Source organism: Acinetobacter sp. YH12218 (assembly GCF_013417925.1).
Classification (GTDB): Bacteria; Pseudomonadota; Gammaproteobacteria; order Pseudomonadales; family Moraxellaceae; genus Acinetobacter; species Acinetobacter amyesii.
The window spans coordinates 1-10,753 of the sequence record NZ_VPDB01000083.1; the positions used below are offsets into that span (position 1 = coordinate 1).

The 10,753-nt window shown below is 49.0% G+C and carries 13 protein-coding genes and 3 pseudogenes; 11 read left to right on the forward strand and 5 right to left on the reverse strand.

Annotation, left to right across the window (positions count from 1 at the left end):
- Positions 1-67: pseudogene (locus FTV03_RS15585) on the forward strand (AAC(6')-Ib family aminoglycoside 6'-N-acetyltransferase); the annotation flags it as partial.
- A 180-nt stretch (positions 68-247) separates the two neighbouring features.
- Here FTV03_RS15585 and FTV03_RS15590 read toward each other — a convergent pair.
- The 3 genes from FTV03_RS15590 to FTV03_RS15595 all read right to left on the reverse strand — a co-directional run bounded on the left by FTV03_RS15590 (position 248) and on the right by FTV03_RS15595 (position 1,152).
- Positions 248-571 carry a hypothetical protein gene (locus tag FTV03_RS15590; protein WP_180000673.1) on the reverse strand — a complete coding sequence of 108 codons (324 nt, stop codon included), beginning with the start codon at positions 569-571 and terminating at the stop codon, positions 248-250.
- Positions 568-795 (reverse strand): hypothetical protein, encoded by a 228-nt coding sequence (locus FTV03_RS18240; protein WP_373423926.1) that lies wholly within the window; start codon positions 793-795, stop codon positions 568-570. The genes FTV03_RS15590 and FTV03_RS18240 overlap by 4 nt, the downstream gene beginning before the upstream one ends.
- 75 nt (positions 796-870) lie before the next feature.
- Positions 871-1,152 (reverse strand): mobilization protein, encoded by a 282-nt coding sequence (locus FTV03_RS15595; protein WP_180000671.1) that lies wholly within the window; start codon positions 1,150-1,152, stop codon positions 871-873.
- 223 nt (positions 1,153-1,375) lie between these two features.
- On the opposite strand from FTV03_RS15595, the gene mobQ reads away from it, so the two are divergent.
- The 4 genes from mobQ (at position 1,376) to FTV03_RS15615 (ending at position 5,491) form a co-directional block, all read left to right on the forward strand.
- Complete coding sequence (gene mobQ / locus FTV03_RS15600; protein WP_180000675.1) at positions 1,376-2,809, forward strand: MobQ family relaxase; 1,434 nt, start codon at positions 1,376-1,378, stop codon at positions 2,807-2,809.
- Between the two features lie 594 nt (positions 2,810-3,403).
- Positions 3,404-4,336 carry a replication initiation protein RepM gene (repM, locus tag FTV03_RS15605; protein ID WP_180000677.1) on the forward strand — a complete coding sequence of 311 codons (933 nt, stop codon included), beginning with the start codon at positions 3,404-3,406 and terminating at the stop codon, positions 4,334-4,336.
- 121 nt (positions 4,337-4,457) lie between these two features.
- Positions 4,458-5,012, forward strand: coding sequence for an aminoglycoside N-acetyltransferase AAC(6')-Ib4 (locus tag FTV03_RS15610; protein ID WP_003159191.1), 555 nt, complete (start codon positions 4,458-4,460; stop codon positions 5,010-5,012).
- 50 nt (positions 5,013-5,062) lie between these two features.
- Positions 5,063-5,491 (forward strand): TonB-dependent receptor domain-containing protein, encoded by a 429-nt coding sequence (locus FTV03_RS15615; protein WP_180042092.1) that lies wholly within the window; start codon positions 5,063-5,065, stop codon positions 5,489-5,491.
- A gap of 174 nt (positions 5,492-5,665) precedes the next feature.
- Here FTV03_RS15615 and intI1 read toward each other — a convergent pair whose 3' ends face one another.
- Complete coding sequence (intI1, locus tag FTV03_RS15620; RefSeq protein WP_000845054.1) at positions 5,666-6,679, reverse strand: class 1 integron integrase IntI1; 1,014 nt, start codon at positions 6,677-6,679, stop codon at positions 5,666-5,668.
- 144 nt (positions 6,680-6,823) lie between these two features.
- Here intI1 and dfrA12 point away from each other — a divergent pair, with 144 nt between their 5' ends.
- The 6 genes and pseudogenes from dfrA12 to FTV03_RS15650 all read left to right on the forward strand — a co-directional run bounded on the left by dfrA12 (position 6,824) and on the right by FTV03_RS15650 (position 10,492).
- The gene (dfrA12, locus tag FTV03_RS15625; RefSeq protein WP_001083725.1) at positions 6,824-7,321 is read left to right on the forward strand and encodes a trimethoprim-resistant dihydrofolate reductase DfrA12; all 498 of its coding nucleotides are present in this window, start codon (positions 6,824-6,826) and stop codon (positions 7,319-7,321) included.
- 111 nt (positions 7,322-7,432) lie between these two features.
- Positions 7,433-7,723: a DUF1010 domain-containing protein gene (locus tag FTV03_RS15630; protein WP_001336345.1), complete on the forward strand. Its 291-nt coding sequence runs from the start codon at positions 7,433-7,435 to the stop codon at positions 7,721-7,723.
- Positions 7,724-7,728: 5 nt separating this feature from the next.
- Positions 7,729-8,567, forward strand: a pseudogene (locus FTV03_RS15635) (AadA family aminoglycoside 3''-O-nucleotidyltransferase).
- 116 nt (positions 8,568-8,683) lie between these two features.
- Complete coding sequence (locus FTV03_RS15640) at positions 8,684-9,031, forward strand: quaternary ammonium compound efflux SMR transporter QacE delta 1 (protein ID WP_000679427.1); 348 nt, start codon at positions 8,684-8,686, stop codon at positions 9,029-9,031.
- Complete coding sequence (sul1, locus tag FTV03_RS15645) at positions 9,025-9,864, forward strand: sulfonamide-resistant dihydropteroate synthase Sul1 (RefSeq protein WP_000259031.1); 840 nt, start codon at positions 9,025-9,027, stop codon at positions 9,862-9,864. The genes FTV03_RS15640 and sul1 overlap by 7 nt, the downstream gene beginning before the upstream one ends.
- A 127-nt stretch (positions 9,865-9,991) precedes the next feature.
- Positions 9,992-10,492, forward strand: a complete 501-nt coding sequence (locus FTV03_RS15650) for a GNAT family N-acetyltransferase (protein ID WP_000376623.1) — start codon at positions 9,992-9,994, stop codon at positions 10,490-10,492.
- 129 nt (positions 10,493-10,621) lie between these two features.
- Here the strand turns inward: FTV03_RS15650 and FTV03_RS15655 are convergent.
- Positions 10,622-10,753 (reverse strand): annotated as a pseudogene (locus FTV03_RS15655) (IS6 family transposase); the annotation flags it as partial.

Below are 10,753 nucleotides of genomic sequence, written 5' to 3' on the forward strand. Positions count from 1 at the left end.
AGATGGTCCAGCCGTGTACATGGTTCAAACACGCCAGGCATTCGAGCGAACACGCAGTGATGCCTAACCCTTCCATCGAGGGGGACGTCCAAGGGCTGGCGCCCTTGGCCGCCCCTCATGTCAAACGATAGACGCTTGTCGGGCTGATGTTGAAGCAAGACAGCAACGCATCCTGAACGGTGAAACCACCTTTGAACAGGAAGACGCTGCACTCATGGAAGAATGGCGAAAATTAAACCCAAAATAATTATTTAATTACAACTTCCACATTTTCCTTGTCATATTTTGCTGAATATCCAACAACAGTTTTTGTTGTGATTTTTTGATTTTTATCAATATAAATCAAATTAATAGCTGTTTCATTGTAGGTGTAATTGATTGGATATTTATATGATGACTTCGGGTTGATTGTTCCGACAACCTCATCAACTTTAGGGGAAGCATAATGGATAGTCACATTTGTTAAAGGGCTATCTGTTTCATTTTTAATGATAATAAAGCCTTTTTCATCTTTGCCACACCCAACCAATAACAATCCTGATAAAGCCAAGACCGGGATAATTTTTTTCATTTCAATTCGCCCTCTGAGTTCGTCCAAACCAACTTATCGTTTTTAATGCGTAGCAGATCGCCAGCTCTAACCTTAGCTTGGGTAATATTAATAAATGATGAATGGAACATGGTGTAAGGGTTTTGAACGGCCAAAGACAACCCTATTTGATTGTTGTGCAAATCCATTTTTCGCTCAAGTTCAGGCTGTTTAAGTTGCCCGATATTTTCTGATTTTATCGCCAATATCTAAGATAGATTCAGCCGAAACTTGAGCAGATATTAGAATAGCAAGCAAGGAGAGCGTTATTTTATTCATGTTTAACTACCTTTAGAAATAGGTTGTAAATCGAATAACAATCTATCTCTATCTTCTGTTAGATAATCATTCAGATCAGCAATAATTTTTGCCTTTTCTGAATCATCTTGCATTTTTTTTAACGCCAAAGAACCAAGCAAAATTTTACGTCTAGTATCTTCTTTTCGCTGTTGATCCGTTGCTTTCTTTTTTTCACGAGCCAAAACAGCTTGCTTCTGAGCTTTAAGCTGTTTCAAACGTTCTTCTTGTTTAGCAATTTGCTGTTCCAAAGATTCGACTTTCATTACAACTCCAATGCCTAAAAAAACCACAGTTAGCATAAGCGTACATGAATTGAAATTCAAGATACTATCTGCTATCGTGGTTTTCCCAAAGGGCGCACTTTACCATTGAGAAAAATCTTCGATTTTTTCAATGGAAGTACGGCAGGGGATTCCCCCTACAACCCCAAACCAATCTATGCAGATTGGTGAAATTTGGAAATCCAAATTTAAGAGCAAAAGCAAAATGGCAATCTTTCATTTTTCCGTCAAAACGATAAGCCGAAGTGCAGGGCGTTCAGCCGTTGCATGTTCTGCCTATCGTTCAGGTGAAAAATTAGAAGATCATTATCAAGGAAAAATTCAGGACTACACCCAAAAAACAGGTGTGGAATCTAAAAAAATCTATGCACCTGAAAACACCAAAAAAGAATTATTAGACCGTCAAGAATTATGGAATGCAGTTGAACAGGTTGAACGTAGAAAAGATGCAACCTTAGCAAGAGAGTTTGAAATTGCCTTTCCCCATGAGTTTAATGCAGAACAAAGACAAGACTTGCTCGATGAGCTATGTCAGGAAATTGTAGAAAAACATGGTGTGATCGTGGACGCATGTATCCATGCTCCACATACCAAAAGCGGAAGTGATGAAAGAAACTTCCATGCACACATCATGTTCACCAGTCGGCAGATTGACCCACAGACAGGCGACTTTGCCAAAAAGAAAAATCGAGACTTCAACAAAGAGCAATCCAGTGAAACCGTGAGCCACTGGAGAGAACACTTTGCAGAATTGACCAACCGCCATTTAGAAAAACATGGCTTTGCAGATCGTGTCGATCACCGTAGTTACAAAGATCAAGGCATAGACCTTGAAGCCACTCAACATGAGGGGCCACAAGTTACCCAACTTCGCAGACAAGGAATAGACACCGAAATCAGTCTATCCAATGATGCCATCCGTGAACGCAACCAATTTAGCCAACACATCAAAGGTTTAGATCAAGAGATACAAGCATCTGAACGACTGTTGAATAACTTGATTCAGACCAGGGAAAAATTAGACCAGGAACAACGCCAAAAAGAAAAAGACCAGGAACAACGTTCCCCTGAAGAATTGACCAAAATCGCATATAGCGTTATTTCGCAATATAACGACGCTGTAGCCACAGAAGCAAAAAACATAGCACTAACTACCCAAAAAACAGAAATCGAGCAAATGAACGCTGTTTTAGAGCAAATAGGGCTATCAAAAACCAATCTTGAACACCAAAAAGAACAATTAGGCAAAAGACCTATGTTTTTTGGTGGGAAATGGGATGCTGCGAATGCAGAAATTCAAACCCAATGGCAAGAATTGGACAGTCAGGAACGAGATTTAAAGACCAAAACCCCACGTTTAGAACCTGAACGCTATACAGATCGGGCAAAAGAGATCGTAAACAAAGCTAATCCGAACCTGAAAGCCAAACATGATCGAGCAAGACTTCACCTTGAACGTGAACAACAACGGAAGTTAGCCGAACAGGAAAAGCGGAAACAGGAAGCCAAGGCACAACAAGAACGAGAAAAACAGGCGTTTTTTGCACGTAAAGCCTTACGTGAGCAAGGAAAACATGACGAAGCCAATAAACTACTGGCTGAATCAAAAACACAAAGCCATAAGCCACGTTCACGCTAAAATTTAAATTTTCTTTTTTGGCGTTTCTTAAAATTATCTAAACAATACATGGTCTTATAGAGCGAGTGTCTACGAGCGAACTAGCAATATTCGACCATCGACCCTCTGAAAAACCGCTTTTAAATGATTTGAATCCTAGAAAATCTATATTTTCATGCTGAAATTTGCCCCTAGACGAGCGAAGCGAGCATAAAGCTTTATGAGCGAAGCGAATTCATAGTTGCTTTTGCTTTTAGATTTCACAAACAGAATTAACCAAAAAACTGCCCCTCGAATCGAGCTTGCGAGATTCAATAGAGTTTGAGCGAAGCGAAAACCTAGGGCAGTTTTCATGTGTTTTTAAAAGATTTTGGGTTTTTAATTATTTTAAAGCTTTTAAATGCTTTTAGACGCCTTGAAAGCATTGTTATACAAGGCTTACAGCTGTTATTAACGTACAAATTCCCCTCCATTAACGTACAAATTCCCCTCCATTAACGTACAAATTCCCCTCCATTAACATACAAATCCCCCTCTTTAACGTACATGATAAAACTTGTATTTTAAACTTCATTTATTTATTATGTACTTATATGCTTATAAATGAGCGAAAATATGAAAAATGGGTTGGTAGTGAAAGACAATGCTTTGATTAATGCTAGTTACAACCTAGAAGTAACTGAACAGCGTTTAATGCTTTTAGCAATCATCAATGCAAGAGAAACAGAAAACGGAATAACAGCAGACAGTAAGCTACAAATACATGCAAGTGACTACATGAAGCACTTTAATGTTGATAAAAAAACAGCTTATGAAGCCTTAAAAAATGCGGTTGATAATTTATTCAATCGTCAATTTTCATTTAGAGAGGTTAGGGGAGGTACAGATTTTATTGTTAAATCACGTTGGGTTAGTCGGATTGCATACGCTACAAACGAAGCAATACTAGAAATCACTTTTGCCCCCGATGTTGTACCTTTGATTTTGCGATTAGAGGAACACTTTACAAGCTATCAACTAAAACAGGTTACACAGCTCACCAGTAAGTACGCTATCCGCCTTTACGAGTTGCTTATAGCGTGGCGTGAAGTCGGTAAAACGCCACAAATTGAGTTGTCAGAGTTTAGGCATAAACTTGGCGTTGAAGATAACGAATACAAAGACATGCACAACTTTAAAAAGCGTGTGCTAGAACCGTCAATTAAACAGATCAATGAGCATACAGACATCACAGTAACTTACGAACAACATAAGCGAGGGCGTACTATTTCAGGCTTTTCATTCAGGCTTAAACAAAAACAACAGCAAAAAATTGAAAAGCCAGTTGACCCGAAACGAGATCCAAATACCCCTGATTTCTTTATCCCTATGACCGATGCACAACGTCATTTATTCGCTCACAAACTGTCTGAAATGCACGAAATGAGTGAGTATTCAGTAGGTACTGAATCATACGAAGACTTTGCAAAACGTATTGCTGATATGCTTTTACAGCCTGAAAAATTCAGGACGTTTTACCCATTACTGGTGCAACTTGGATTCAAATAAATAGGAGGTTCAAATGACCGAAGATGAAAAAGAAAGGCTAAAAGAAATATTCAGAAGCTCAAAAGGTATTGTAGACCATGAATTTTCTCAAGAGGTGTTAGGCATCACAAAGTACAGCATCGTGACCAACAGCAACGATTCCGTCACACTGCGCCTCATGACTGAGCATGACCTTGCGATGCTCTATGAGTGGCTAAATCGATCTCATATCGTCGAGTGGTGGGGCGGAGAAGAAGCACGCCCGACACTTGCTGACGTACAGGAACAGTACTTGCCAAGCGTTTTAGCGCAAGAGTCCGTCACTCCATACATTGCAATGCTGAATGGAGAGCCGATTGGGTATGCCCAGTCGTACGTTGCTCTTGGAAGCGGGGACGGATGGTGGGAAGAAGAAACCGATCCAGGAGTACGCGGAATAGACCAGTCACTGGCGAATGCATCACAACTGGGCAAAGGCTTGGGAACCAAGCTGGTTCGAGCTCTGGTTGAGTTGCTGTTCAATGATCCCGAGGTCACCAAGATCCAAACGGACCCGTCGCCGAGCAACTTGCGAGCGATCCGATGCTACGAGAAAGCGGGGTTTGAGAGGCAAGGTACCGTAACCACCCCAGATGGTCCAGCCGTGTACATGGTTCAAACACGCCAGGCATTCGAGCGAACACGCAGTGATGCCTAACCCTTCCATCGAGGGGGACGTCCAAGGGCTGGCGCCCTTGGCCGCCCCTCATGTCAAACGTTAGATGCAGTGGTTTTGAACTGCAAACAAATTATGATGCGCGCTTTGCTTTTGCTGGTGTCAGCTATTCCTACACCAAAACCAATATGCCAGCTCAGATGCCAGGTCTGGGATCCAATAACTATCTCCCTGATCACACGTTCACGCTGACAGCGGGTGCACGCTTCTTGGAAGAAAAGCTGACTGCGGGGGCGCGTTACAATTATGTATCCAGCGGCAAAACAACATCAGCAGCCAAGACACCATCCTATGCGCTGGTTGATGTATTTGCCAATTACAAGTTTACCAACAATGTTGACCTGACATTGAGAGTTAATAACGTCTTCAACAAAACCTACACCCCTGCGCTCAATACATCAGGTTCAGGTCAGGGACGGACTTTCATGGTGGCTGTCGTTTTCAGAAGACGGCTGCACTGAACGTCAGAAGCCGACTGCACTATAGCAGCGGAGGGGTTGGATCCATCAGGCAACGACGGGCTGCTGCCGGCCATCAGCGGACGCAGGGAGGACTTTCCGCAACCGGCCGTTCGATGCGGCACCGATGGCCTTCGCGCAGGGGTAGTGAATCCGCCAGGATTGACTTGCGCTGCCCTACCTCTCACTAGTGAGGGGCGGCAGCGCATCAAGCGGTGAGCGCACTCCGGCACCGCCAACTTTCAGCACATGCGTGTAAATCATCGTCGTAGAGACGTCGGAATGGCCGAGCAGATCCTGCACGGTTCGAATGTCGTAACCGCTGCGGAGCAAGGCCGTCGCGAACGAGTGGCGGAGGGTGTGCGGTGTGGCGGGCTTCGTGATGCCTGCTTGTTCTACGGCACGTTTGAAGGCGCGCTGAAAGGTCTGGTCATACATGTGATGGCGACGCACGACACCGCTCCGTGGATCGGTCGAATGCGTGTGCTGCGCAAAAACCCAGAACCACGGCCAGGAATGCCCGGCGCGCGGATACTTCCGCTCAAGGGCGTCGGGAAGCGCAACGCCGCTGCGGCCCTCGGCCTGGTCCTTCAGCCACCATGCCCGTGCACGCGACAGCTGCTCGCGCAGGCTGGGTGCCAAGCTCTCGGGTAACATCAAGGCCCGATCCTTGGAGCCCTTGCCCTCCCGCACGATGATCGTGCCGTGATCGAAATCCAGATCCTTGACCCGCAGTTGCAAACCCTCACTGATCCGCATGCCCGTTCCATACAGAAGCTGGGCGAACAAACGATGCTCGCCTTCCAGAAAACCGAGGATGCGAACCACTTCATCCGGGGTCAGCACCACCGGCAAGCGCCGCGACGGCCGAGGTCTTCCGATCTCCTGAAGCCAGGGCAGATCCGTGCACAGCACCTTGCCGTAGAAGAACAGCAAGGCCGCCAATGCCTGACGATGCGTGGAGACCGAAACCTTGCGCTCGTTCGCCAGCCAGGACAGAAATGCCTCGACTTCGCTGCTGCCCAAGGTTGCCGGGTGACGCACACCGTGGAAACGGATGAAGGCACGAACCCAGTTGACATAAGCCTGTTCGGTTCGTAAACTGTAATGCAAGTAGCGTATGCGCTCACGCAACTGGTCCAGAACCTTGACCGAACGCAGCGGTGGTAACGGCGCAGTGGCGGTTTTCATGGCTTGTTATGACTGTTTTTTTGTACAGTCTATGCCTCGGGCATCCAAGCAGCAAGCGCGTTACGCCGTGGGTCGATGTTTGATGTTATGGAGCAGCAACGATGTTACGCAGCAGGGCAGTCGCCCTAAAACAAAGTTAGCCATATGAACTCGGAATCAGTACGCATTTATCTCGTTGCTGCGATGGGAGCCAATCGGGTTATTGGCAATGGTCCTAATATCCCCTGGAAAATTCCGGGTGAGCAGAAGATTTTTCGCAGACTCACTGAGGGAAAAGTCGTTGTCATGGGGCGAAAGACCTTTGAGTCTATCGGCAAGCCTCTACCGAACCGTCACACATTGGTAATCTCACGCCAAGCTAACTACCGCGCCACTGGCTGCGTAGTTGTTTCAACGCTGTCGCACGCTATCGCTTTGGCATCCGAACTCGGCAATGAACTCTACGTCGCGGGCGGAGCTGAGATATACACTCTGGCACTACCTCACGCCCACGGCGTGTTTCTATCTGAGGTACATCAAACCTTCGAGGGTGACGCCTTCTTCCCAATGCTCAACGAAACAGAATTCGAGCTTGTCTCAACCGAAACCATTCAAGCTGTAATTCCGTACACCCACTCCGTTTATGCGCGTCGAAACGGCTAACCATTCCGTCAACGGGACGCCAAAATGCTGCGCATTTTGGTTCCCTCCGCTGCGCTCCGGCTCTCGTTACGTCCAACGTTAGCACCACTGAAACCCAGCTTTATTTAGCTCATGTTTATTCAAACGGCATTTAGCTTTTCAGGCGTTATTCAGTGCCTGTTTTGCCTTTTTTCCGGGCTTCGCCTGCATGGGCTGCGCAGGTTTTCAGTCTTTTTGGCCTCTAGCCCTTGCGTAGCAAGCGCAAGCAGCTATCGTTTTTGCAGTGCTGTGCCGCCTCGGTGGCGCAGCGTTTTTTCACGGTTAGCGCCCGTCGCCAAATTCAAGTTATCCGTTTTGGCTTCTGGTTCTAACATTTCGGTCAAGCCGACCCGCATTCTGCGGTCGGCTTACCTCGCCCGTTAGACATCATGAGGGAAGCGGTGACCATCGAAATTTCGAACCAACTATCAGAGGTGCTAAGCGTCATTGAGCGCCATCTGGAATCAACGTTGCTGGCCGTGCATTTGTACGGCTCCGCAGTGGATGGCGGCCTGAAGCCATACAGCGATATTGATTTGTTGGTTACTGTGGCCGTAAAGCTTGATGAAACGACGCGGCGAGCATTGCTCAATGATCTTATGGAGGCTTCGGCTTTCCCTGGCGAGAGCGAGACGCTCCGCGCTATAGAAGTCACCCTTGTCGTGCATGACGACATCATCCCGTGGCGTTATCCGGCTAAGCGCGAGCTGCAATTTGGAGAATGGCAGCGCAATGACATTCTTGCGGGTATCTTCGAGCCAGCCATGATCGACATTGATCTAGCTATCCTGCTTACAAAAGCAAGAGAACATAGCGTTGCCTTGGTAGGTCCGGCAGCGGAGGAATTCTTTGACCCGGTTCCTGAACAGGATCTATTCGAGGCGCTGAGGGAAACCTTGAAGCTATGGAACTCGCAGCCCGACTGGGCCGGCGATGAGCGAAATGTAGTGCTTACGTTGTCCCGCATTTGGTACAGCGCAATAACCGGCAAAATCGCGCCGAAGGATGTCGCTGCCGACTGGGCAATAAAACGCCTACCTGCCCAGTATCAGCCCGTCTTACTTGAAGCTAAGCAAGCTTATCTGGGACAAAAAGAAGATCACTTGGCCTCACGCGCAGATCACTTGGAAGAATTTATTCGCTTTGTGAAAGGCGAGATCATCAAGTCAGTTGGTAAATGATGTCTAACAATTCGTTCAAGCCGACCGCGCTACGCGCGGCGGCTTAACTCCGGCGTTAGATGCACTAAGCACATAATTGCTCACAGCCAAACTATCAGGTCAAGTCTGCTTTTATTATTTTTAAGCGTGCATAATAAGCCCTACACAAATTGGGAGATATATCATGAAAGGCTGGCTTTTTCTTGTTATCGCAATAGTTGGCGAAGTAATCGCAACATCCGCATTAAAATCTAGCGAGGGCTTTACTAAGCTTGCCCCTTCCGCCGTTGTCATAATCGGTTATGGCATCGCATTTTATTTTCTTTCTCTGGTTCTGAAATCCATCCCTGTCGGTGTTGCTTATGCAGTCTGGTCGGGACTCGGCGTCGTCATAATTACAGCCATTGCCTGGTTGCTTCATGGGCAAAAGCTTGATGCGTGGGGCTTTGTAGGTATGGGGCTCATAATTGCTGCCTTTTTGCTCGCCCGATCCCCATCGTGGAAGTCGCTGCGGAGGCCGACGCCATGGTGACGGTGTTCGGCATTCTGAATCTCACCGAGGACTCCTTCTTCGATGAGAGCCGGCGGCTAGACCCCGCCGGCGCTGTCACCGCGGCGATCGAAATGCTGCGAGTCGGATCAGACGTCGTGGATGTCGGACCGGCCGCCAGCCATCCGGACGCGAGGCCTGTATCGCCGGCCGATGAGATCAGACGTATTGCGCCGCTCTTAGACGCCCTGTCCGATCAGATGCACCGTGTTTCAATCGACAGCTTCCAACCGGAAACCCAGCGCTATGCGCTCAAGCGCGGCGTGGGCTACCTGAACGATATCCAAGGATTTCCTGACCCTGCGCTCTATCCCGATATTGCTGAGGCGGACTGCAGGCTGGTGGTTATGCACTCAGCGCAGCGGGATGGCATCGCCACCCGCACCGGTCACCTTCGACCCGAAGACGCGCTCGACGAGATTGTGCGGTTCTTCGAGGCGCGGGTTTCCGCCTTGCGACGGAGCGGGGTCGCTGCCGACCGGCTCATCCTCGATCCGGGGATGGGATTTTTCTTGAGCCCCGCACCGGAAACATCGCTGCACGTGCTGTCGAACCTTCAAAAGCTGAAGTCGGCGTTGGGGCTTCCGCTATTGGTCTCGGTGTCGCGGAAATCCTTCTTGGGCGCCACCGTTGGCCTTCCTGTAAAGGATCTGGGTCCAGCGAGCCTTGCGGCGGAACTTCACGCGATCGGCAATGGCGCTGACTACGTCCGCACCCACGCGCCTGGAGATCTGCGAAGCGCAATCACCTTCTCGGAAACCCTCGCGAAATTTCGCAGTCGCGACGCCAGAGACCGAGGGTTAGATCATGCCTAGCATTCACCTTCCGGCCGCCCGCTAGCGGACCCTGGTCAGGTTCCGCGAAGGTGGGCGCAGACATGCTGGGCTCGTCAGGATCAAACTGCACTATGAGGCGGCGGTTCATACCGCGCCAGGGGAGCGAATGGACAGCGAGGAGCCTCCGAACGTTCGGGTCGCCTGCTCGGGTGATATCGACGAGGTTGTGCGGCTGATGCACGACGCTGCGGCGTGGATGTCCGCCAAGGGAACGCCCGCCTGGGACGTCGCGCGGATCGACCGGACATTCGCGGAGACCTTCGTCCTGAGATCCGAGCTCCTAGTCGCGAGTTGCAGCGACGGCATCGTCGGCTGTTGCACCTTGTCGGCCGAGGATCCCGAGTTCTGGCCCGACGCCCTCAAGGGGGAGGCCGCATATCTGCACAAGCTCGCGGTGCGACGGACACATGCGGGCCGGGGTGTCAGCTCCGCGCTGATCGAGGCTTGCCGCCATGCCGCGCGAACGCAGGGGTGCGCCAAGCTGCGGCTCGACTGCCACCCGAACCTGCGTGGCCTATACGAGCGGCTCGGATTCACCCACGTCGACACTTTCAATCCCGGCTGGGATCCAACCTTCATCGCAGAACGCCTAGAACTCGAAATCTAACGTCCGTTCGGGCATCGAGGTCCATGTCGGGGTGGGACGGGCCCGTGGCTTCAAGATCACTTGCAGTCCGACCGCGAGGCACTGTTGCAAAGTTAGCGATGAGGCAGCCTTTTGTCTTATTCAAAGGCCTTACATTTCAAAAACTCTGCTTACCAGGCGCATTTCGCCCAGGGGATCACCATAATAAAATGCTGAGGCCTGGCCTTTGCGTAGTGCACGCATCACCTCAATACCTTTGATGGTGGCGTAAGCCGTCTTCAT